Source organism: Priestia sp. Y58, assembly GCF_029522095.1.
GTDB classification, from domain to species: domain Bacteria; phylum Bacillota; class Bacilli; order Bacillales; family Bacillaceae_H; genus Priestia; species Priestia megaterium_E.
Genome location: NZ_JAKWFL010000001.1, coordinates 18245 through 40676 on the forward strand (window position 1 = coordinate 18245; position 22432 = coordinate 40676).

Annotated in this window: 27 protein-coding genes and 1 riboswitch; of the genes, 10 read left to right on the top strand and 17 right to left on the bottom strand. The window is 39.8% G+C overall.

Features of this window, described 5'->3' with window-relative positions:
• Positions 1 to 54 precede the first annotated feature (54 nt).
• Positions 55 to 582 carry a GNAT family N-acetyltransferase gene (locus MMB68_RS00140; RefSeq protein WP_277547977.1) on the bottom strand — a complete coding sequence of 176 codons (528 nt, stop codon included), beginning with the start codon at positions 580 to 582 and terminating at the stop codon, positions 55 to 57.
• A gap of 151 nt (positions 583 to 733) precedes the next feature.
• Between MMB68_RS00140 and MMB68_RS00145 the strand changes: the two genes are divergently transcribed.
• Positions 734 to 1165 carry a terpene synthase gene (locus MMB68_RS00145; RefSeq protein WP_221783796.1) on the top strand — a complete coding sequence of 144 codons (432 nt, stop codon included), beginning with the start codon at positions 734 to 736 and terminating at the stop codon, positions 1163 to 1165.
• A 446-nt stretch (positions 1166 to 1611) separates the two neighbouring features.
• Positions 1612 to 1731 carry a YvrJ family protein gene (locus MMB68_RS00150; protein ID WP_308123116.1) on the top strand — a complete coding sequence of 40 codons (120 nt, stop codon included), beginning with the start codon at positions 1612 to 1614 and terminating at the stop codon, positions 1729 to 1731.
• A gap of 14 nt (positions 1732 to 1745) precedes the next feature.
• On the opposite strand, the gene MMB68_RS00155 is transcribed toward MMB68_RS00150, so the two are convergent.
• Complete coding sequence (locus MMB68_RS00155; protein ID WP_277547980.1) at positions 1746 to 3011, bottom strand: molybdopterin molybdotransferase MoeA; 1266 nt, start codon at positions 3009 to 3011, stop codon at positions 1746 to 1748.
• Positions 3012 to 3125: 114 nt separating this feature from the next.
• Between MMB68_RS00155 and moaC the strand changes: the two genes are divergently transcribed.
• Positions 3126 to 3614 (top strand): cyclic pyranopterin monophosphate synthase MoaC, encoded by a 489-nt coding sequence (gene moaC, locus MMB68_RS00160; RefSeq protein ID WP_277547981.1) that lies wholly within the window; start codon positions 3126 to 3128, stop codon positions 3612 to 3614.
• Between the two features lie 12 nt (positions 3615 to 3626).
• Positions 3627 to 4139 (top strand): MogA/MoaB family molybdenum cofactor biosynthesis protein, encoded by a 513-nt coding sequence (locus MMB68_RS00165; protein WP_221783790.1) that lies wholly within the window; start codon positions 3627 to 3629, stop codon positions 4137 to 4139.
• A gap of 33 nt (positions 4140 to 4172) precedes the next feature.
• Here MMB68_RS00165 and MMB68_RS00170 read toward each other — a convergent pair whose 3' ends face one another.
• The 3 genes from MMB68_RS00170 to MMB68_RS00180 all read right to left on the bottom strand — a co-directional run bounded on the left by MMB68_RS00170 (position 4173) and on the right by MMB68_RS00180 (position 7160).
• Positions 4173 to 4835: a sulfite oxidase-like oxidoreductase gene (locus MMB68_RS00170; protein WP_221783837.1), complete on the bottom strand. Its 663-nt coding sequence runs from the start codon at positions 4833 to 4835 to the stop codon at positions 4173 to 4175.
• 75 nt (positions 4836 to 4910) lie between these two features.
• Positions 4911 to 5017: riboswitch (SAM riboswitch) on the bottom strand.
• A 144-nt stretch (positions 5018 to 5161) separates the two neighbouring features.
• The gene (locus MMB68_RS00175) at positions 5162 to 5530 is read right to left on the bottom strand and encodes a hypothetical protein (RefSeq protein ID WP_277547982.1); all 369 of its coding nucleotides are present in this window, start codon (positions 5528 to 5530) and stop codon (positions 5162 to 5164) included.
• Between the two features lie 19 nt (positions 5531 to 5549).
• Positions 5550 to 7160 (bottom strand): putative polysaccharide biosynthesis protein, encoded by a 1611-nt coding sequence (locus MMB68_RS00180; RefSeq protein ID WP_277547985.1) that lies wholly within the window; start codon positions 7158 to 7160, stop codon positions 5550 to 5552.
• A gap of 416 nt (positions 7161 to 7576) precedes the next feature.
• Between MMB68_RS00180 and MMB68_RS00185 the strand changes: the two genes are divergently transcribed.
• Entirely contained in the window at positions 7577 to 8155 is a 579-nt protein-coding gene (locus MMB68_RS00185) for a YjgB family protein (RefSeq protein WP_277548357.1), read from the top strand.
• A 27-nt stretch (positions 8156 to 8182) separates the two neighbouring features.
• Here the strand turns inward: MMB68_RS00185 and MMB68_RS00190 are convergent, their stop codons facing one another.
• The 3 genes from MMB68_RS00190 to MMB68_RS00200 form a co-directional block, all read right to left on the bottom strand.
• A complete protein-coding gene (locus MMB68_RS00190) occupies positions 8183 to 9025 on the bottom strand; it encodes a GNAT family N-acetyltransferase (protein WP_277547987.1) in 843 nt (280 codons plus the stop codon).
• The gene (locus tag MMB68_RS00195) at positions 9022 to 9687 is read right to left on the bottom strand and encodes a cyclase family protein (protein ID WP_221783780.1); all 666 of its coding nucleotides are present in this window, start codon (positions 9685 to 9687) and stop codon (positions 9022 to 9024) included. Before MMB68_RS00195 ends, MMB68_RS00190 begins: the two co-directional genes overlap by 4 nt.
• 94 nt (positions 9688 to 9781) lie before the next feature.
• Positions 9782 to 10909, bottom strand: a complete 1128-nt coding sequence (locus MMB68_RS00200; RefSeq protein WP_277548361.1) for a 2-methylaconitate cis-trans isomerase PrpF family protein — start codon at positions 10907 to 10909, stop codon at positions 9782 to 9784.
• A gap of 184 nt (positions 10910 to 11093) precedes the next feature.
• Here MMB68_RS00200 and MMB68_RS00205 point away from each other — a divergent pair, with 184 nt between their 5' ends.
• Positions 11094 to 11954: a LysR family transcriptional regulator gene (locus tag MMB68_RS00205; protein ID WP_221783778.1), complete on the top strand. Its 861-nt coding sequence runs from the start codon at positions 11094 to 11096 to the stop codon at positions 11952 to 11954.
• A gap of 296 nt (positions 11955 to 12250) precedes the next feature.
• Positions 12251 to 13567 (top strand): CitMHS family transporter, encoded by a 1317-nt coding sequence (locus MMB68_RS00210; RefSeq protein WP_034267599.1) that lies wholly within the window; start codon positions 12251 to 12253, stop codon positions 13565 to 13567.
• A gap of 335 nt (positions 13568 to 13902) precedes the next feature.
• Here the strand turns inward: MMB68_RS00210 and MMB68_RS00215 are convergent, their stop codons facing one another.
• The gene (locus MMB68_RS00215; RefSeq protein ID WP_260507765.1) at positions 13903 to 14586 is read right to left on the bottom strand and encodes a hypothetical protein; all 684 of its coding nucleotides are present in this window, start codon (positions 14584 to 14586) and stop codon (positions 13903 to 13905) included.
• A gap of 137 nt (positions 14587 to 14723) precedes the next feature.
• Entirely contained in the window at positions 14724 to 15176 is a 453-nt protein-coding gene (locus MMB68_RS00220; protein ID WP_221783774.1) for a hypothetical protein, read from the bottom strand.
• A 118-nt stretch (positions 15177 to 15294) separates the two neighbouring features.
• Here MMB68_RS00220 and MMB68_RS00225 point away from each other — a divergent pair, with 118 nt between their 5' ends.
• Positions 15295 to 15537 carry a hypothetical protein gene (locus MMB68_RS00225; RefSeq protein ID WP_025750022.1) on the top strand — a complete coding sequence of 81 codons (243 nt, stop codon included), beginning with the start codon at positions 15295 to 15297 and terminating at the stop codon, positions 15535 to 15537.
• An 83-nt stretch (positions 15538 to 15620) separates the two neighbouring features.
• Here the strand turns inward: MMB68_RS00225 and MMB68_RS00230 are convergent, their stop codons facing one another.
• The 4 genes from MMB68_RS00230 to MMB68_RS00245 all read right to left on the bottom strand — a co-directional run bounded on the left by MMB68_RS00230 (position 15621) and on the right by MMB68_RS00245 (position 17961).
• Positions 15621 to 15755, bottom strand: a complete 135-nt coding sequence (locus tag MMB68_RS00230; protein ID WP_255256922.1) for a hypothetical protein — start codon at positions 15753 to 15755, stop codon at positions 15621 to 15623.
• 139 nt (positions 15756 to 15894) lie between these two features.
• Positions 15895 to 16539, bottom strand: a complete 645-nt coding sequence (locus MMB68_RS00235; RefSeq protein ID WP_014458757.1) for a Bax inhibitor-1/YccA family protein — start codon at positions 16537 to 16539, stop codon at positions 15895 to 15897.
• A gap of 145 nt (positions 16540 to 16684) precedes the next feature.
• Complete coding sequence (clpP, locus tag MMB68_RS00240; RefSeq protein ID WP_221783772.1) at positions 16685 to 17266, bottom strand: ATP-dependent Clp endopeptidase proteolytic subunit ClpP; 582 nt, start codon at positions 17264 to 17266, stop codon at positions 16685 to 16687.
• A gap of 29 nt (positions 17267 to 17295) precedes the next feature.
• Positions 17296 to 17961, bottom strand: coding sequence for a sigma-70 family RNA polymerase sigma factor (locus tag MMB68_RS00245; protein WP_264408432.1), 666 nt, complete (start codon positions 17959 to 17961; stop codon positions 17296 to 17298).
• 152 nt (positions 17962 to 18113) lie between these two features.
• Here MMB68_RS00245 and MMB68_RS00250 point away from each other — a divergent pair, with 152 nt between their 5' ends.
• Complete coding sequence (locus tag MMB68_RS00250; protein WP_221783769.1) at positions 18114 to 18653, top strand: DUF2199 domain-containing protein; 540 nt, start codon at positions 18114 to 18116, stop codon at positions 18651 to 18653.
• Between the two features lie 39 nt (positions 18654 to 18692).
• Here the strand turns inward: MMB68_RS00250 and MMB68_RS00255 are convergent, their stop codons facing one another.
• The 3 genes from MMB68_RS00255 to MMB68_RS00265 all read right to left on the bottom strand — a co-directional run bounded on the left by MMB68_RS00255 (position 18693) and on the right by MMB68_RS00265 (position 21743).
• Entirely contained in the window at positions 18693 to 19943 is a 1251-nt protein-coding gene (locus MMB68_RS00255; protein ID WP_221783767.1) for a C40 family peptidase, read from the bottom strand.
• 179 nt (positions 19944 to 20122) lie between these two features.
• Positions 20123 to 21322, bottom strand: coding sequence for an MFS transporter (locus tag MMB68_RS00260; protein ID WP_221783766.1), 1200 nt, complete (start codon positions 21320 to 21322; stop codon positions 20123 to 20125).
• The gene (locus MMB68_RS00265; RefSeq protein ID WP_221783764.1) at positions 21291 to 21743 is read right to left on the bottom strand and encodes a MarR family winged helix-turn-helix transcriptional regulator; all 453 of its coding nucleotides are present in this window, start codon (positions 21741 to 21743) and stop codon (positions 21291 to 21293) included. The genes MMB68_RS00260 and MMB68_RS00265 overlap by 32 nt, the downstream gene beginning before the upstream one ends.
• Positions 21744 to 21996: 253 nt before the next feature.
• Here MMB68_RS00265 and MMB68_RS00270 point away from each other — a divergent pair, with 253 nt between their 5' ends.
• Entirely contained in the window at positions 21997 to 22425 is a 429-nt protein-coding gene (locus tag MMB68_RS00270; protein WP_260506660.1) for a hypothetical protein, read from the top strand.
• Positions 22426 to 22432: the final 7 nt, after the last annotated feature.

Sequence of the window (22432 nt, forward strand, 5' to 3'; positions counted from 1 at the left end):
GTTTATCTATTTTTTTCTAGTTAACATAAAACATGTCCTAGGCTATTTAAAAAATTAACTGCCGCTATCCTTCTTTAGTAAATAAGAAGGATGTTGCAACCCCGTAGGTTTATAAAACTCATCATGCGTGTATTTAAACCCTAGTTTATTCAGCAATCTTGCAGAGTCTCTATTTTTTGGGTTATGCCCAGCAAATAAACTGTTTACCTCAAGGTTAGTAAAAGAGTAATCTATGACTGCTTGACTTGCTTCTTGAGCTATTCCCTTTCCCCAATAAGCACGTTTTAAGTGTATGCCAAACTCTAGAGTTTTACCTTGAATATTGTAAGGTCGCACACCGCAGCAACCTACATGTTCGTTCGTTTGGAGTAAAAAAACAGGCCAGTACTGAATGTTATGTTGACGATACATATCTATTTCTCTATCAAGTCTATTTCGTACTTCCTCGACAGACATTTTTCCATTTGCCACAATAAATTTCGTTACGTTTTCATCTCGCCAAAGAGAGTTTGCATATTTAACATCATCACTATGCCAAATGGAAAATCCTAACCTTTTCGTTTTCAAGAAATACTCTCTCATATACGTATCCTCTTCTCTTTTTACGTTTATATATTTGTTAATTAATACCACACAAGATTATTTTACTGTAAACTGAATACTATACTTTTTAGATTTACCAATATCTAATTTATTAAAATATCGTAAATCAACATTTTAATAGGAGGAACTTATGATATCACTTCATAGAAATTTAAAATTGCGTGATTTAGAAATCTTCCATGTATCAAGAAATGGAAGAATTATATCTTATGTAGTTATTGAAGACACTCGAAATCCATTTACAGAAGAAGATAAAAAACTAGATCCGTTATGTTATATGGATGCAGAAGATATTGACGCAATTTTAAACGTTTTTAGGATTTCGATCATTAATGATGAAAAATTAAACGAAGAAGATTCAGACCTTATAACGTCGTTCTTTTCAGATTTTGTTAATAATACAAATTTAACAAACTTTATTATTAAGGAATACATTCAAGAAGATTTGTATGATCATGAAGTTAATCTAAAATTCTTCAATAAAATGTTAAAGAATATAGGTTCAAATTATAGTATTGAAGAACTTGATGAAATCAACTGGATTTATTTATCTCAGGATTAAGACCGTGTACACAAACCACCCTCTTAGGCACACAGCAAAAAAGAGAACCCTTAGGGAAGTAAGAGTTCTGAAAAAGTCACTTTTATAGAATATGCAGCTTTTTATACATCCTTAATTTAGTTGATTTTTCATTAGGAGGACCAATTAAATCGATGAATTAAAAGCGCACCTCTTATTCATATGTTAGAACACATCAAAAGTATTATTTATATTTTAAAATATGTTATAGTTTAATTCCAATAATCGTTCACACTTGAATACGTGTGAATGAACCCTTACAAAAAGCAGCCTCGCTTGCCAATGCCGAGGCTGTTTTTTCTTATTTCCCAAGGACTTTTGTCTTAAAAATGGGCGTATCCCCTGCGAACAAATACTTAGAAATCACATATTATAATATATCTTCTAAGTAAAGGAGGTATGCTATTATAGAAAACTTAGTTAGCTATATTAAAGATTTAGGCTTTCCAATTGCCCTGTCTTTTTACTTACTTGTTCGCATTGAAAGCAAATTAGATCCAATTACAGAGCTGCTTCAAGTTCTTATTGAAAAAAAGGACAAGCAATAAGCAGACTGCTATTTTTATATCCAAAGCGAACTCGTGCCTTCGTTTTCAAGATGCAGTACGTTCACTTCTGTTCCTTTATCATACCCATGCTCTCCGCCTGGAAGAACAATCAAGGCGTTTGCTGCAGCTAATGACGAAATAGCGCCTGACTTGTCCATTCCAACTGGCGTTACAACAAGCCTTCCGCCTTCGTCTGTAATTTCTCCTCGCACCATTCTCGTAAATGCATTAGGCTCTTTAAAACGTCCGTTTAACACCGCTTTTGTTTTATGTAAATGAGGCAGTGGTGAATGTAAAAAGCTGCGAACAATTGGACGAACAAACAGTTCGAACCCGACATAGCAAGCAGATGGGTTTCCTGATAGTCCAAACAGCAGCTGTCCGTTTCGTTCTGCGACTGTTGTGACGCTTCCCGGTCGCATCGCAATCTTGTTAAACAGCACATTCGCACCAAGCTTTTCATAAATAGCTGGCAAATAATCATAGTCCCCAACGGATACCCCGCCGGTTGTCAGTAAAATATCCACTTCTTCGAGCGCTTTTTCTACCGCTTCATAGCAGCGGTCAAAATCATCTTCAAGCTTCCCTAAATATTTCGGAATTCCCCCGCTTCTTACGATTTGTGCAAGTGCCATATAGGAGTTGCTGTTTCGGATTTTCCCTGGTTCTAACGGTTCATTTACATCAAGCAGTTCGCTTCCCGTTGTTAACACGCCAACCACCGGCTGCTTCACCACGGCTACATCCGCATAGCCAAACGTAGCTAAAAAAGCCGTGACGCCCGGATTGATGCGCGTTCCTTTTGAAACGAGCACGTCTCCTTTTTTTGTTTCTTCTCCTTTTAACGCAATGTGTTCCCACTTTGAAGCCGGCCTGCTTAACGCCATATACGTTTTTCCTTCTTTTTCATATGACTTCGTTACTTCAAGCATCACAACCGCATCACATGAATGAGGCACTTGCGCTCCTGTCATAATACGCACCGCTTGAAACGGCTTTACTTCTTCTTCAAAAACAGAGCCAGCGCCGATTTCACCTACAACTTCGAACTCTACAGGATGTTCAATTGAGACTTCTATGCAGTCTTGCGCTCGAACTGCAAAGCCGTCATAAAGCGATTTATTAAAATGAGGCACGTTTTGGTCGGCGACAATATCTTCTCCTAAATAGCGTCCGTAGCTTTCGGTGATCGATACGCGTTCGATGCTGCCTTTTCTTTTATATGTCATGACTTTTTCAATTGCTTCAGGAATTGAAATAGGTGTTCTGCTTTCTAACATACATTCTTCACTTCCTTTATGTCTGTTCACTTTTTGCGCTATGGTGTAAAATCATAGCATATCTCACTATTTCTATCATACAACAAAATTTACTGAAAAAGGATGAAAACACCGATGTCTTCTTTTACACATTTTAATGACCAAGGCCGTGCCAACATGGTCGATATTAGCGAAAAATCTATCACTCGCCGCGCTGCAACCGCTCGTTCAAGCATACTTGTTAACAAAGGAATTCACGAAGCCATTGTAGAACATAAGATCGGAAAAGGCGACGTGCTTGCTGTCGCACAAATAGCGGGAATCATGGCTGCAAAACGCACGTCTGACATTATTCCGATGTGTCACCCCCTTTTATTAAAAGGCGTAAACCTTTCATTTGACTGGGATACAAGCAATGATCAATACCGTTTATTAATAGAAGCAACTGTTAAAACGGAAGGCTCAACGGGCGTTGAAATGGAAGCTTTAACCGCCGCTTCTGCCTGCGCTCTAACCGTTTATGATATGTGCAAAGCCATTGATAAAGGCATGATTATCGGCGAAACGTATCTGCTTGAAAAATCAGGCGGCAAAAACGGTGACTACAAGCGTACGGAAGCGTAAAGGAGGTACATAATGAGCGTACATGAACATAAATCTAAAGCAACTCAGCCCGTTCGCTGCAAAGTCATTACGGTATCCGACACACGTACAAAAGAAACCGATAAAAGCGGTGCGCTGATGATCCAACTTCTGAAAGAACATGACATGCAAGTCGCTTCCTATGAAATTGTAAAAGACGACCAAACGTCGATTCAACAAGCGATACTTGCCGGATGCAGTGATGAGGACATTGACGTTGTTCTCACAAACGGCGGGACTGGCATTACAAAACGAGACGTTACGATTGAAGCCGTTCAAGCGCTGATTCATAAAGAAATCGTTGGGTTTGGCGAGCTGTTTCGCATGCTGAGCTACACCGAAGACATTGGCAGCGCAGCGATTATGAGCCGGGCAATTGCCGGGACGATTAACGAAAAAGCCGTTTTTTCTACACCAGGATCAAGCGGTGCTGTTCGTCTAGCTATGACCAAACTGATTTTGCCTGAACTTCGCCACGTTGTGTGGGAATTAAACCGCCAGCGCTGACAAAATGCCTATGCGCGTGCATAGGCATTTTTATTAATCATAGTCTTTATGTACCCACTCATCTTCTGGAATGCCTAAATCTTCTCCAGAAAAACGCTCTTCTTTAAACGGATCTCCTCTAAGATGAAAGCCGTTTTGCTCCCAAAAGCCAGGATGATTTTCATCAATAGCTTCAAAGCCTCGAAGCCATTTAACACTTTTCCAAAAGTACAAATGCGGAACAACCAATCGCAGCGGATATCCGTGCTTAGCTGTAAGCGGCTCTCCGTTAAAGGAATGAGCGAGAAGAATATCGGCTCTCAGTAAATCTTTTACTTCAATATTTGACGTATAGTCATTATCTCCGTGCAGCATGATGTATTTACTTTTCAACTCCACGCCAACTGCTTTTAAAAAGTCTGTAAACAGCACGCCCGTAAATTCATTATCAAGTCTTGTCCATCTCGTTACGCAGTGAATATCACATTTCACCGTTGTTTGCGGCATGTTCAATATATCTTGATACGAAAGCGTCACTTCTTTGTCTACCAACCCAAACACGCGAAGCGTCCACTCCTCTAAGTTATACTCCGGCACGTCGCCTTCATGCAAAATAGGAAAGCGCTCTGTCACTACTTGCCCCGGAGGCACTCGTCCTTCATACTTTGGATCAATTTCTGGTGTTTTCATTCGTTTAATACGGTCTGCTTTGTTCAAATAATCACCTCGTTGTTTTTTGTACATAAAAAGCCCTTCCTTAAATAAATAAGGAAGAGCTTTGTTTCAGCTTCTTCCTTATCTCTAAGAGCGATACACTCTTAAGGATTTGGCACCATTCTGTCATAGACAGCGGTTGCCGGGTTTCACAGGGCCAGTCCCTCCACCTCTCTTGATAAGGAAACAAATTGTATTTGTTTTATGTAATAAAGTCAGTATTAAGCTTTTTGTCATAATTGTCAATATTATTTTTCTTTTTCGCCAAAAAACTTTAAAAACAGATAGGGTTATAAGGTTTTAGTCTACTAAAATACCATATAAAGCCTTTACCCTTCTCCATCAATCATCGTATACTTCCTAGCAAAGCGCTTGTAGTAAATTTGCTCATCCTCTTGTCCATCGTTAAAAACAAGTCGGTTATGATCAATATCTTTTTCTTTTAACACATAGCCTTTTTCGTTCATCATATGAATATATTCATCTAAATGTCCTTTTTTCACCATATAGTGAAGAGCATCATCTGAATCCGTAGTCTTTGCTACACCTTGACTTCCCACCTCTAACTTGAATACAGCTGTTGCTGTTTGAATCGGACGATAATCGCCAAACACTCTTTCCCAATTTAATAGCAGCAGCGCGCCGAAAATGATGATACATCCTCCAGCCGCTACGGTTAGTAAAAATCGTTTTGACACACCTTTCTCTCCTTTACATTTACATTCTTTTTCTTCTATTTAATACAACAGATTGCCCTAAACTTGTTTTTACGCCAAGTCCTAGATACACGGCAGCACCTAAAGCAATTGAAATACAAGATGTGCTAATCGCAAGTGAAGATGCAGACAGCTTATTTTCTAAAAAATAGTGAGAAGTATAATTGCCGATAATTACAGCGGCTGACATCACACTTACTAATAAAACAGGTGTCAACGCAGCTTGTCCCAGTGATTGAACTCGGTAAGAAATAGATTTTTCAATTAAATAGAAGTTATATATAACCGATACACCATACCCTCCGTAAGTCGCGACAACCGGTCCAATTTCTTTTAAGCTTGAAACCAACAGTACGTTTAATACTATCTTCACAACAATTCCTAAGCCCAAGCCTAAAATTAGCTTCTTTTGTTGATTAATTCCTTGGAGAATTGCGGCTGTTACGGTAAAAAGAGCAAAAAGAATCGCAGCAGGCGCATACCATTGTAAAACAACTCCACCGATTTCAGGACTGTTTTTCGCTCCAAAAATCATCATATATACCGGCTTGCCTAATAAACAAAGCCCCACGGCAGCAGGAAGAGTAAAAAACAACAGCAGCTGCAGCGTTTTTGTAATTTTCCCTTTTACTTCCCGTAAATTTCCTTGTACAAAAGAAGACGTAATGCCCGGAATCAGCGACATGCTGAAGGCAGTCGCTAACGATACCGGCACCATCACCAAAATCTGGGCTAATCCAATGACGGAGTTGATCGTTTCGGCTTTAGCTTGTCCATATCCTATTGATTGAAAGAGCATGTTAATCGTAAACGTATCAATATTTTGATAGATAGGAATAGCTAAACCAACTAATACAAACGGAACAGCGTACGTTACAAGCTCTTTGAACATCAAAGAAAATGAAACGGATTTATTATTCTTTCCGCTGTTCACTTCTTTCATAATTAACCGCTTGCGTTTTACATAAACAGCACCGAGAATCCCTATTCCCCCTACGCCTCCAATAAACGCTCCAAACGTACCAATTCCAACAGCTTTTGTCATAGTACCATGAAAAAGATGAATGACAGCGTATGCTCCTACTAGAATAAACAACACGCGCACAATTTGCTCAATAATTGTACTCAGCGCGGACGGTCCCATAGACTGGTTACCTTGAAAGTAGCCTCGTAATAGACTCATAGGCGGGATAATAATTAAAGCAAAGCTTACCATTCGAATGACGTACACTACGTCTTTTTGACTATTTCCTGAGGAATCTTTTCCGTTAATGACTAGTTCAGCGAGCCACGGTGCCATCGTATAGAGGACTAAGAAACCTATTATGCCCGTTATCATCATTAATAGAAGTCCTGCTTTTAACAGATCTTGTCCCGCACGGTAGTCTCCAAGACCGTTATATTTCGATACATACTTCGAAACAGCAAGCGGAAGACCCATTGTCGACAAGCTTAGCATCAATGTATATGGACCGTATGCATACTTATAAAGTGCATAACCTGACGTTCCCACTAAGGCTGTGAAAGGAATAATATAAATAAAGCCTAAAATCTTTGTTAACAAAGAAGACGCTGTTAATAAAAGCGTACCTCTCATCAAATTTTTTTCCATACATCAAAACTCCAGCAATAAATATTATATTTTTAACAAATACTTGATTTATTGTATCATAATTACAATTATTATCCAGTTTTTTATAAAGCATTAGAACCCTCTCTATATTACGTTTTTTTACCTAGTAAAGGAATATAAACCAATCTTTTCACCTAGGATAAATGAATCGTTTTCCGCTTTTCACTTCACCTGACGTTTACATTCTAAAAGACGTGTTACATTATATATATCAGTTACCAACTCAACTAAGACTCCTTGACTACTCCCACAAAGGTTCACCTATGCGGATGCTGCCGCCCCCGCAAGGGGGGCGGCAGACGCTTAGGTCTAGCACTCCGGACCTACCTGCTCTTTAGGTGGATCCGGAGTGCTAAATCGATGTATATAAATAAAAGGAGGAAACGATTGTGAAAATGAAACAACGTTTTTCAAAAGCAGCTGCTGCTGCAACGATTACAGGAATTGCTGCGTTTGGATTTGCTCCTGTAGCTCAGCTTGATACACCAGCACACGCAGCTACATCTCAAGAAGCAAGCAGTCAAAGTCAAACAGCTGTAAAAAATATCAACGAAATTTATAACGCCGCAGTAAAAGGTGAAGTGCCGCGATTAACAGCAGACTTTAAAATTGGCAAAACCCTGCGTCAAGATGTTCGAGATCAGTTTGGTCCTCCACCTGAAGGTTCATCAAATAACTTTGACTACTATCATGCGGAAATGGGCCATCCTGGATACGCATTTGGCTATGACCAAAATAACGTCATCAACGAAATTCGCTATTTTGGTACGAATGTAGAGCGTCAAACAAATCTAGGGTCCATCACGCAAGCTAACTTAAAGAAAGAATTAGGTCAGCCGAACTTTACAAGCAAAGTAAAAGGTGATGGTACGACTCAAACGAAGTACACCTATCACGCCGGCGCCTATGATCTTGAATTTATTTTTGATGATAGCAAAACATTAAATCACGTTAATTTAGTTAAAAAACCTTAAGTAATAGAAAAAGTAGCAGACAGCCTGCTACTTTTTTTCATGAAATAAAACTAAGGCGGAATCGGCTACGTGTTCATACCCAATCTCCATATAAATCTTGTTAGACGTAGGATTTGTCATATCTGTGTATAGGCTTGTTGTTTGAAAACCGCTGTCTAGCATAAGCTGAGAAAGTGTGGACACACAGCTTGAGGCATAGCCTTTTTTACGTTCTTTTTGAGGCGTGTATACAAAGTTAATCGTAATGTTATGAGTCGTTGGACGCGTAGCATTGGCAATCGACACACACTTGCCGTTCACTTCCCATAAAAATAACCGTTCTGCTTTAATAAAAGCTTCTCCTGTTTTGGCAGCCTGTTCTTTTGATACAGGCTCTCCAATGACGCCCATAAACTCCCAAATCCATTCTGTCACGAGCGGAAGGTGCTCCAACCTTGCTTTTACCAGCATTCCTTCAGCATCCGCAGTTTTTTTTACTTTGTCTAACCGATAAATGCGCTGATCCATTTTCAAAGAAGCCTCTTGATTTTTTAAATCTGCTATTTTTTGAGAAAGATATAAAACCGTTTGTCTTTCTCCAACTATGCCCGGTATGTCGATTTCTTGTAACAGCTCTGCCGCTTCGCTTAGTTCACCCTTCGTTAGCTTCTGTATTTGAGACAGGATGATTTGCTTAGGATGGGTTTGCAGTAACACAAGCGCAGCACGACTGTCTTTTAAAATAACACCCATAAAATTTGGTTTGCTGCTTTCATTTAAGCTGTGTAAAATGCCGAGCGCTAAGTTATGAAGAACTTCATTCTTTGATAAAAGCGGCTCTACTTGATTTTTAAATTCCTGCACTTCTCTATATCTATGTAACTGGATCATTTTCTTTCTACCTCCGCAAATGCTCTTACCGGAAACGTTCCGGCTCCTTTTATTTTAGGAGGCACGGCGTAAAATAAAAAGGACTGCGTTAGTTGATCTAAGTGACATAAGTGTTCAGCAATTACAATGTCCGCTCCTAACAGCAGCGTATGAGCTGGTCTTGCTTTTCCTTTTGTATCGTCAATATTCATCGAATCAATTCCAACAAGAGCCGGCTGTTGAGACACTAAATAAGCTGCTGCGCTTTCCGTTAAGTATGGATGGTTTTCTAAATAATCATCTGTATTCCAGTAGCGATCCCATCCCGTGTGAATTAATACTGCTTTGCCTTTTACATCTATATGCTGAAAATGAGATTCATCAATAGCCGTTAAAGTCGGATCGACTGAAACGACTATTCCTTCCAGCCCGGCTGTTTTATCAATAGCCGTTTGAGCTAAATCCGCTCCGTCTTTGTATCTGTGAAACGGCACGTCAATATATGTACCCGTATTTGTAACCATTTCAATTTTACCGATTTGAAATTCAGTCCCTGGTTCATAAAGCTTTTTAGACTCTTCTCGGCTCAAATAATCGCAAATGATTGGTGCCGGCAAGCCTTTATGTGTGATAACTCCGTCTTCAATGACGTGGCTTAAATCAATATACGTTATTTTTTTCATACTCCCACCTACTTTTTCAATATTCAGTAAAAATATTCTAACATAAAAAAGCTCTTCCTAGTTTCCTAGAAAGAGCTTTTTTTAGAGAACGTTACTAACTTGATAAACATACATCGTACGTATGCTTTGTATAAACAAATCCCTCAAAAATAAGACGGGCTGTACGCACTACTTTGATTCCGTTAACCTGTCCACCTTTCAGATCCACACTAGTTTCCATAATTCCCATCGGATGAGCAAGTCGAACAGTATCGCCTTTTAGTTGAACTATTTCTGACAGAAGCGTGCCTTTTGTATAAATAGCTGCTGTCGTACAAATCGCTCCTGTAATCGCAAGCGTTTGATGCGGTTTTTGCATCGACATCATGCGAATTAATACGTCCATTTGAGAAGCAGATTTTTCTCTTCCAGTTCCGTCACGGTGGTCCATTGGAGGAGAAATAATCGTCATTTTCGGAACAGCTGGTGATAGTTTAGTTGCTTTGTCTCGAGGTGCAAGCCCCGCTTTTTCCGCTGCAATGGAGCGAATTTCTTCAAATAGCTTCAGCTGTTTTTCCGTGTATTCATGCGGAAGTTCTGTTCCCTTTAGGCCAATATCCGCTGCTTTCACAAATACAAGCGGATTTCCTACATCAACAATTGATGCTTTTACTGTCCCGATGGATGTTTGCAGAAGATCAATAGCGTTCCCGGTCGGAAGCAGTTTTCCGGTAACGGCTCCTTCTCCGTTTTCAAACGAAAGATAAATGGGTGAACCCGTACCTGGCACTCCAGGAATCATACACGATCCTTCTGTTTTCACTTTCCCGTTTTCTACTTCTACTTCCGCTACGATTACTTTTTTGGTATTTGTATTATAGATCCGCACTTTAGTCACGGGTTCCACAGCTTGTACAAGTCCTTGTTCAATTGCATAAGGTCCGACTGCTGAGGAGATATTGCCGCAGTTTCCTTTAAAATCAACGAGGGATTCGCTGATGCTGACCTGCGCAAACGTGTAATCTACGTCAGCTTCTTCTAAATCTGATTTTTTAATAATCGCGATTTTACTCGTCAGCGAATTGGCTCCGCCCAGCCCGTCAATTTGACGTTGATCCGGACTTCCCATTATATCTAGCAAAAACGGTTCCCAATCCGATTTGTTTACAGGCATTTCTTCATGGTTAATAAAGACCCCTTTACTCGTTCCACCTCTCATAACCGTTACAGGAATACGCGTCATCTTAATCACCTTTCTCCCCTACTAACAAACGCCGAGGCGTTCATCAAACCATTTTATTTTTTTACTATTTAGAACCGGTTCATTTGCCATTTATCGTATAATAGAGGTGGTCATAAGTAAAATACATAAAATTTATTGTCTTTTTAAAAATTTTTTTATAATCTAAATACAAGGGGGAATTAGGATGGATCAAAAAGATTGGATATTAATTAAAACGCTTCATGAAGAAAAGAACATTACGCGAACGGCTGAAAGACTCTACGTATCGCAGCCTTCTTTAAGCTACCGCCTTAAAAATCTTGAAGAAGAATTTGGCGTGACGCTTTTTTTCAAAACGAAAAAAGGAATTGAGTTTACATCTGAAGGTGAGCATCTCGTTCGCTATGCGGAAAATATGTGGAAGCAGCTGCAGGAAACAAAAGACAGCATGCGTAATATGAGCGAAACCGTTACGGGCACGCTTCGCTTAGGAGTATCGAGTAACTTTGCACAGCATAAACTCCCAAAGATTTTAAAACAATTTTCTCTTCACTACCCAAATGTACAGTTCAGCGTCAATACGGGCTGGAGTACGCAAGTTATGAATCTATTAGACTCTTCGCGTGTGCACGTTGGTATTTTACGAGGCAATTACCCGTGGAACGGAGAAAAATCACTGCTGACGAAAGAACGGCTCTGCTTAATTTCGAAAAAAGAGATTGCGATCAATGACTTGCCGAACTTGCCTTATATTAACTATAAAACCGATACGTCGCTAAAAGATCTCATTCAAGACTGGTGGCATGACAAGTTTTCAGAGCCTCCGTTTGTGGCAATGGAAGTTGACCGGCAAGAAACGGCCAAAGAAATGGTCAAAAATGATTTAGGCTTTGCAATTTTACCTGAAATTTGCCTTCACTCCAGCGACAACTTATATACATACGGACTTTCGTACCGAGATGAATCACCTTTGCTTCGAAACACGTGGCTCATGTATGATCCTTCTTACTTGAATTTATCGGTCGTGAAAGCATTTATTGACTTTTTAAAGCTAAGTGAAAAATAAACCAAAAGCTAAAAAGTTTGCGTCTTGGAAGAACCTCCCTTTTGGACCAAGCTTTTTTCTAGACTACTATTATAAAAATTTTTTATGAACTTTCTAAAAAAACCTATATTTCCTTTATTTTTAAAAATGTACTAACATGAAAACAAGAAACATCAGCGGGAGTAAAGAGCGGCTTTAAAAATTCTTAATAATCAAACTACGACTCATACATGGGGATGAGAGATGTTAGTCACGTTTTTTTACTCTAAAAGAAAACGCTTTCAGAGAAAAGAGGGAAAATAAAGGAGGTTGTTTGAATGCTAGCACTACTAGGTTTTACAATGATTATTGTCTTTACGTATCTCATTATGTCAAAAAGGATGTCTCCTATCGTAGCTTTAATGGTGATTCCACTTCTTTTTGCGGTGATTGGAGGGTTTGGCAAAGGCGTCGGAGACATGATGCTAGAAGGATTAAAACAAGTAGCTCCGTCAGCTGCGATGCTGCTGTTCGCCATCTTATATTTCGGGGTTATGATTGATGCCGGCCTGTTTGATCCATTAATTAAGCAGCTGTTAAAAATCGTAAAAGGCGATCCGCTTAAAATCGTCATCGGAACCGCTCTTCTATCGCTTTTAGTTGCACTAGACGGAGACGGCACAACCACTTATATGATTACGGTTTCTGCTCTTCTTCCACTTTATAAACGCCTAAATATGAGTCCGTTAGTGTTAACGACGGTTGCGATGCTTTCTCTTAGTATTATGAGCAGCATGACGCCTTGGGGAGGACCGGCTACTCGTGCGATTGTTGCCCTTCATCTCGATGCATCAGAGTTCTTTATTCCACTTCTTCCAACGTTAATTGGCGGAGCTTTGTGGGTGATTTTTACGGGCTATATTCTTGGAAAAAAAGAGCGCAGACGACTTGGTGCTATTGACATCGAGCAGTTTGAATTAAAAAGCTCGCTTGCTTTTGCTGAAGACGCGTCTTTGACTTCTCAAGAAGATATTACACAGCCTAAAAAAATCTGGATTAACTTAGCTTTAACCATTGCACTTATGGTCGTATTAGTTTCTGGTATTTGGTCCGTTTCTGTTTTATTTATGATTGGTTTTGCGCTTGCTCTTATGATTAACTATCCAAAACTTGAGGATCAAAAAGAACGTTTAATGGCTCATGCAGGCAACGCACTAACCGTTGCAGCCCTTGTTTTTGCAGCCGGTATTTTTACAGGAATACTATCCGGCACTAAAATGGTTGACGAAATGGCAAGCCTGTTAATTCATTTAGTTCCTGATTCACTCGGTTCGTTTTTACCGACAATCGTTGCTTTAACAAGCATGCCGTTTACATTTGTGATGAGTAACGACGCTTATTACTTCGGTGTTTTACCAATATTCGCTGAAACAGCGGCTTCTTACGGAATTGATCCGATGGAAATCGCGCGAGCTTCAGTACTCGGACAACCTGTTCATCTGTTAAGTCCACTCGTTGCGTCTACTTTCTTACTTGTAGGTATGGTAGGTGTTGATCTTGGTGAACATCAGCGCTTTGCATTTAAATGGGCCGTTTTAACGTCTCTTGTTCTGATTGTCCTTGCTATTGTCACAGGCGCACTTACACTATTTTAATAGGAATAAAAGCCGTTATGGCTTTTTATTAATAAATTGATAAATGATAGGTGGAGGTACTTCTAAAATGTATGTAATTACGTGTTATGTCAGAAAAGGTGAGATGAGAATGTACGAGTTTGATAGCAAAGAAGAAGCCCTTTCTCAGCTCAAAAACCTGAAAGGCTGCACCATTCTTTCAGAAGTTGTTTACTTTAATGATTCATCGGTTATTCCGGTAGCCATTTAATTATGCACCACTCAACCCTATAGGTACAAACTTGATAAGCTTCCTTTCGCTCAAAAGGAAGCTTCTTTTTTATGTTCTTCTCAAGCTCCGGCCCACTTTTCTCTCATCAACGTTTTGTTACGTCTGGTTCGTTTTGTTTCCTTGCTTCAATCATATCAATAATTTGATTTGTATGTGGAGTTAGCACTGAGCATTTTTGATAGAAGGCTCCGTCTACAACAAGCAGCTCTTCATCCATCCCGCAAAACTTGCAGCGGAGCTCTTGTGGTCCTGCGTAGGATGTGTGATAGACACTATCGTTAAAGATGGTGTAAAAAGTATCTCTTTGCTGGGTATCGTAAAAGCTATATTGCTGGTTAGCGTCATCCCGGTAGTTAACTCCATAGTTCCGGTCGAATTCTTCTTGAGTAAATCTATCCTGTAAAAGTTCATTTTGTACTAGTTCTCTTAAACAGCACTCTATTTCTTCATAGTTAAATGAACAATTGTGTACGTAAACATTTAGTTCTTCAGTGCTGTTCTCTTTTACCATCACTTCACTGCCGCAAATCTTACAGGGGTGTTTGGGACACTGTTGATCAAAGTAAGAGAGCGTTTGTACTTTTTCCACTTCTATTTCATCGTTCGTCTTTTTGAATTTGATTTTTACATTTTCCGTTTGACTGACGCTTTCGTTATACAACAGCACTTCGTATTCATCTATATTCTTTCCATTTTCTTTTCGACTCAAATGCTCCATTACTTCATACGAAGAAATAGTAAAAAACTCTTTAAAATTCACCACTAACATGCATCCTTCCAAAAAATTTACGTTCTCTATTTACCTGCTCTATACTACCATTTTTTCAAAGGCTCGCACCACTAAACGAACTTGTTTTAGATTCGTGCATGTATAGCAGTTCATTATAACTCCCAAATATCCGATCGCTATTTCACATTCACATCAAATAAATAAGTTGCCTTTCCATGAGGCCATTTACCCGATACTTCGTAAAGATAATAACCGCTCTTTGAAGACACTTCAATATGATTATCCCTTATTTTAATTTTTTCTTTTTGATTATTTTTGTTTAGTTGATAGACGGTAAGTTTTGGATTGTTTTTTAGTAGAATTTTAACTTTGGTATCTTTCTCTAGCGTAAGGTCATCAAATTCTTTAGCAACCTCTTTTGGTGAGTAAGAATCCGTTTTGGTTATGTGCGCACCATCGTCACCGTTCCATTCATATTCTCCTACTCGCATTTCATACTCTTTGTCATTAACCACAATGCTTCCTGACACTGGAACTTGTTCATCATTAGGTGTGGATACAGTTACCTTTTCTTGATTGCAACCAACTAGTAAGAAAAATAATAGCGCCGTACCAGCTACTTTATTCATACTTCCCCTCCTCTTGTTTTTCATCATAAATACACAATACCAAAAATAACCATAAGGGAAAATATTAAAAAATCTTCACAATTATGATTTACACTAACCCTTTTACAAGGAGGATTTCATGAATACGTATATAATCATCAGCATTGGCGTTGTTGCCAGCGCATTTTTATTTCGGAAATATCGAAAGCAAGTCGTTGAAATATATACAATCAGTGAATTTATTCATGCTAAAAACGGCGCGGTCGCTACAAGCTCCACGTGGCTTGAAAAGTTTTTTAAAGAACCTTACGCTACCGGACCAAACTATGAAAAAACAGAGGATGACGTTAGCGAGGATGGAGATGGGGATGGCGGAGAATAACTAAAACAAAAAAGAGATTGTGATATAACTACATCAACCCCATCTAAAGATCAACAGATTGGATACATGAGGTGGACTGCTTATTATACCGCTGTTGATTTCCGTGCAAGGCTTCGCTTTCCGCGGGCGGCCGCTGAGCCTCCTCGTCGCTTCCGCTCCTGCGGGGTCTCACCTATTCCGCTTCTCCCGCAGGAGTCTCCGCCTTGCCCTCCAATCAACAGCTAGAAGCATCTAAATGGATGACACCTACGCTCATCTTACCAATAAAAAATCCGAACGGTGAAGATTCTCCATCAAGAATCTTCACCGTTCGGATCACCCTTCAGTTAGAACACTTTTGTCCCAGCCTATTTCTTATTAATCATCGCTACCTAAAATACCGAAAAAGCGAAGCAAGTTGATGAATAGATTAATAAAGTCTAAATAAAGAGATAGTGCCAGCAGTGGAACAAGCTCTTCCGTGATTTCACCGTGCTTCATTTTATTGAAATCATACAGCACGTAAAGTGAGAAAACGATGGTACCAATCACTGAGAATGCCATGAGTCCAGGCGTTGTTAAGGGACTAAACAGCGAGAAAATGCTGATACAGACTAGTGCTAACAGCGCCACTAATAGGAAGCTGCCTAAAAACCCTAGATCTTTTTTTGTTTTTGCGCCAATTACACCCATCACCGTAAAAATAACGAACGTGCTTCCAAACGCATAAAGAACGACTTGCGCCCCCGCTACTGATGCATAGTAGCTGACAATCGGAAACAGCGTGATGCCTGATATAAATGAAAAAGCATATGTAAAGCCATATCCTACGCTTTTTTTCTTTCGTAACATAAATGCGGCAACCAGCATCACAATTTCAGCAATCGCTAACGGAAGGAAATAAGCCGGCGGCACATATTGACCTACATATAAGCCAACTGTTGAAATAAATAACGAAAAAATAAATGTTACTAATACTTTTTGAAACAGAGACCGCTGCTCTACTCCAATCACTTCTTGCATGTGTAAAACCTTCTTTCTAAAATCTGTTATATTTTATATAATACCTACCTTTTAAAGAAAAATAAAGATAATACTAAGGTCTTTTTTCTTATTTTTATAGACAAAAAAGCATAGACGCTGCAGCCTATGCTTCTTTGTCACCACTTTATTTTGGCAAGAGAATACCGTCAATAATTCCATACTCCTTTGCTTCTTCAGCACTCATAAAATAATCTCGTTCCGTATCGTTTGCCACTTTTTCAACCGGCTGTCCCGTTCGTGTTGATATGATTTCATTAATATGCTGCTTCAATTTTAAAATCCGCCGGGCACTAATTTCAATTTCAGTCGCCTGCCCTCTAGCCCCTCCTAGCGGCTGATGAATCATAACTTCACTGTTCGGAAGTGCATAGCGCTTTCCTTTTGCTCCTGCTAGGAGAAGCAGTGCGCCAAAAGAAGCGGCCATGCCCGTGCAAATCGTTTGAACGTCCGGCTCGATGTACTGCATGGTATCATAAATCGCAAACCCTGCTGAAGTGGAACCTCCGGGGCTGTTAATATAAAGTGAAATATCTTTTTTAGGATCATCTGCCGCAAGAAACAGCAGCTGCGCGACCACGCTGTTGGCAATATGATCATTGATTTCATCACCAATTAAAATAATTCGATCTTTTAACAGCCTCGAATAAATATCATACGAACGTTCACCGCGGTTGCTTTGTTCAATTACATATGGAATCGTACTCATATATATCCTCCTTATCACACGTAATATGGCTATGCAGCCATGCAGAGAGTGCATGTCGGAGTATACGTTGGTTTTTGAATGACGCTTTTTAAGGAAGGCAAAGCCCGAATCAAAAGTGCTGGGTCCTGCGCTTCTAACGTTTTATAAAACAGTTCTGACAGCTCTTTACGCTCTTTTTCATCCCAAAAAGAATCTGTAGAAAACGGCTCACCGCCTTTTTCTAACCGCTGCTTAGCACGATGTAAATTGCTTTTCACCGCTGTTTCTGACGTTTGTAAAATCAACGCTATTTCTTTTAGCTGATAGTGAAAGCCTTCTTTTAAGAAAAAGATAACCGCTTGCTTTGGCGTAAACTGACTAAGGAGCAGCTCGACCGAGTGTCCTTTCATATCAAACGCCTGCTTGCCGTCTTGTTGGTCCAAAACTTCTTCTGCGGCTATTACTTCACGCTTTCGTTTTCTCAGCAGATCAATCCAGTGGTGATACGCAATTTTATTTAACAGCGCGGAAGACAGCTTGTGCTCTTCACCTTTATATCGCTGAGCTTTTAAAAACGTTTCTTGGGCAATATCGTCTCCGTCCCACGCATTTTGCGTTAAAAAACGGCAGTACTGCTGCAATTTTGGGTAATGCTCGTTCCAGCAGGCATCGTTAAAGCTTTCTGTTTGTGTTTCAATTTTTTTTGAATGTGACATGATTTTCACTCCTTTTGCACTCTCTATTTACTAAACGATTAAAGGAAGTTCAAAAGATACGGGGAATCAAACTTTTTTACACATTATACGCTTAAGCAGCCATTTTTTTGTATTATAATGAAGATACTTTTATCTGAGGAGTCTAAAATTATATGCGAAGAAGACGATTATATGGCAAGAAGAAAACGAACAAACTTCACTATAAAGACTTAACCTGTGAACACCCTCAGCCCGCTTTGCCTATGAGCTATACAAGTGAAGCTCCTATTTACTATTATGACGCGTCAGACGATGAAAGACAAAACGACTTTGAACTATATTCAGAGATTTGTATCATGAATCAAGAACATTTTTTCGTAAGAGGCTGTGTTGAAATTCCTGTTCTTAATGAAGAAGAATTTTTCACTTGGAACATATGGGTTTCTTTAAGCGAAGAAAATTTTCATCGAATGATCGATTTATGGGAAAGTGACAAAAGAGAAAATGAACCGCCTTATTTCGGCTGGTTTTCAGTTTCAATTCCAGGCTATCCCGAAACGTTAAATTTGAAAACAAATGTGCATACAAGACCTGTTGGAACAAGACCGCTCATCGAGTTAGAGCCAACCGATCACCCTTTAGCCGTCGAGCAGCGGGAAGGGATAACGCTAGAGCGAATCAAAGACATACAAAAACAATTGGCTACCTATTAAAAAACCAAGACAGCCCCAGACTGTCTTGGTTTTTTACCTTTATGGCATGCGCTTTGCTCCGTAGTATTTAGGCGCCCAGTAGCTGTCTACTTTATAGTTTGTAATTTTCACACCCTCAGATGTGGATACGTGAACGACATAGTCATTTCCAATATAGATAGATGGAATAAGTGAACTTCCTTCAAAAAAGACGAGATCTCCTGGCTTCAAGTCAGATTGTGAAATGGTTTCTCCTGCTTCCCACTGCTGACTCGCATAGCGCGGAATGTCTTTTCCAGCTGCTTCTTTATAAATGTATCGAACAAAACCAGCCGTATCAAAGCCTGTAGAAGGACTTGTCCCACCTTGTGCGTAAGGTACTTCTCCTACATATTTAAGAGATTCCGTCACAAATGGATTGTCTTTTGACAGCGATAAGTCATCGTAGCGCCTTGCTCCTGCGTACTTAGACGTCCAGTAGCTGCTTGTCAGGTAATCCACCGTCACATTTTCGCTGCGCTTGGCATGAATAAACTGATTGCCGCCTGCATAAATGCCGACGTGTGAAATCCCTTCACGATACGTATCTTTAAAAAAGATAACGTCTCCTGGCTTTAAATCTGTGCGAGCAACTTTTTCTCCAACTTGCCACTGCTGATCGGTTGATCTCGGAAGGTAGACGTCCGATGCGTGCTGAAATACATACGCCACAAATGCAGAGCAGTCAAAACCGTCCGTTGGAGAATCGCCTCCAAATACATATGGCGTGCCGAGATGCTTTAGCGCTTCTGCAATCACTTCATTATCTTTTGCAATTTCCGGTGCTCCTGTAATGCGCTTTGCTTTGGCAAAATGTGATGACCAATAGGCACTGCTTGAAATGTTTTTCACCACGACTTTTCCGTCTGAAGAAGATGCATAAATCATCTCATCGTCTCCGATATAAATAGCGGCTACGTTCACTTCACCGTTTTCATCCGTGTCAAAAAACAATACATCGCCTGCCTGCAGCTCGTTTTTATCGACGTCTGTTCCAAGCTCTGACTGTTCTTTCACGGAACGAGGCAGCGTTGTGTCAAGCGCTTGCTTAAACACATATTGAACGAAGCCAGAGCTGTCAAACCCTTCGCTTAGCGTCTCTCCTCCAGGTGTATAATCGGCTCCTTCATACGTTTTTGCTTTGTCAGCAATCACGTTTTCATCTGTGGCAGCCTGTACTTGCACAGCTTTTTCTGCAGGAAAAGCGCCTTCATAAAAAGTGGCAAGACTAAGCCCTAACGCTGTGACCATAAGAGGTTTCATTACTTTCATCTTTGTTCTCCTTTGTTTTTTATTTCATCCAAGAAGTTTTATATGTAAATGGTTCCTCTGTTAAAGTATGGTGCAGATGGATAAGAATTGGCTAGTACCTTTTGACTTAAATATGCTTCCCTTCCAAAGTCCTGTAAAAAATCCATAAAAAAACTCGGCGCATATTACGCCGAGCTTTTTTATTTCATGCCCACTTGGATATTTGCTGCTTTTTGTTTTTGACGTAAATTTGCAATCCACTTGTAGTAAAGTGTAATCAAGAGAACAAAAATACCAAGCGCAAAGTATAGTTTTGAATACCCTAAAGCACCTGCTGCAATTCCTAATACAAATGAACCAACCGCAATACCGCTATCATAAAACGTAAAGAACGTGGCAGTTGCATATGCGCTTCGGTGAGCAGGCGCCGCTTGAATTGCAAGCGTTTGGAAGCTAGGAAGCAGCGTTCCGTAGCCCAGCCCTACTAACGCACCTGAAAACAGCAGCATCCAAGAAGAATGTGTAAAGCTTAAGCTAAATAGACCAATCGCAAAGACAATACACGATGGAATAATCACAATGTTTGGTCCAGATTTATCAAATAATCTTCCTGTAAACGGTCGTGAAATCAGCATCGCAGCTGCGAATACGACAAAGAAAAAGCTTGCTGTTTTAATCAATCCAAGCGACTGTGCGTACACAGAAATAAAAGAAATAATACTTGCATACGAAAAAGAAACGAGAATACCTACAGATGAAATCGGCATGGATTTCTTTTCAAACAAATCGCTCAGTGAAAATGATTTCTTTACTGACGGAGCAGCGTTTTCTTGAAGATTTTTGACCATCATTCCGCACAGCCAGCCAACGAGCATAATCACGCCAAATACAAGGAAAATAATGTTGTATGCCATGTATTGATGAAGCGTTAATGCTAAAAACGGCCCTGCAACAACGGCTAAGTTCATTGACATTCCGAAGTAGCCAAGCCCTTCTCCTCGTCGTTTAGCGGGAACTAAATCCGCTGCAATCGCTCCGGTGACGGTTGTTGCTAAGCTGAATGAAATTCCTTGAAAGAAGCGCAGTAATAAAAGCACGTTAAAATGGTGGATGAACATATATAAGAAGGAAGAAAGCGCAAAAATGAGGGTACTAAATACAAGCGTTTTTTTCTTTCCAATGTTTTCAATGACTTTCCCTGAAAATGGTCTAACAATAATCGCAGATAATAAAAAGATGGTAACAACAAGCCCTGCCTGCGTACTCGTGCCTTCTAAGGCGTCTAATACATAAATCGGCAGCAGCGTTAGCAATGCATAAAACACGACAAAAATAAAAAAGTTGGTAATTGCAATGCTGATAAAGCTTTTAGTCCAGATTGGCTCCTGCTGGTTCTTCATTCATTTCACCCTTTTCTGTAGATTTACAAATTTTCTTTAATAACGAAATAAGCTGATCTTGTTCGCTGTCGGATAAAGCAATCAGCAAATTTTCTTCTAAACGCTCAATTTCTTGCTGAATTTCCGGAAGCTTTTTCTTCGCTTGAGGAGATAAATAAACGATGCGCTCTCGTTTATCACTGCCTGCTTTTCGAACGATCCATCCGCTTTTTTCAAGCCTTGTTAACGTGCGGGTCACCGTTGGCGCTTCGACATTTAAATACTGCCAAATCTCCGTTTGCGTCATTGAGCCGAATCGCTTTAAACAAAATAAAATTGAATACTGTGAGCTGTATAGCCCGTACGCTTTTAACACTTCATTTACTTCTTTAATAGACAATCTCGACTTTTGATGAAGCTCATGAAACACCAAGTTATTCACTTTTCCCACCTCACCTTTTCATTTTATTTACCTAGGTAACTAATTGTTCTTTTATTAGTATATGTGCTGCTGCTTGATGTGTAAAGGCGGCTAAAAAGAGCGAAAACCAGCTTTTTTCTCTCTTTTTCTACTAATGATTTACGCTTTCACTTCTGTTTTCTTATTCTTTTGCATCACGAAACTTTTTGTATATATTTACATGCACCTGCAAACTCTGTTAAAGAAGACGAAACAATATGCGGGAGGCTGGTATATGTTTTCACTGCGCGGCGATGCTCATAAAGTCTACCTTAAATTGAAAAAAGCGGCTCATCAAAACCAAAACGCAGAAGAAATTGATGAATTAGCGGAAATGGAAGAAATCCGGCAGCTTTACCTTACGCTCGACAGCGCTACTTTGCGAAAGGTGTATTACCGAATGACCAAAGAAAAAAACGGCTCCGGCGTCATCCCTATCCTTGTTTCTGCCTTGCCTTGGCTCTTTTTTTTATTTTCGCAGCGGCTGCAGCAATTTTTATTTAAAGACGGCAGCTGGCTTTGGATTATTTTTGTCGTGCTGTATGTTTTTATTCTCATTCCAAGCGTGTTTCTTCATTTCCGTGAACAATCGTGGGCTTCTGTTCATATTGAAATTATTCAAGACATTTTAAAAGACCGTGAAAAAGAGCCGAAACCCCTTTGAGGTCCGG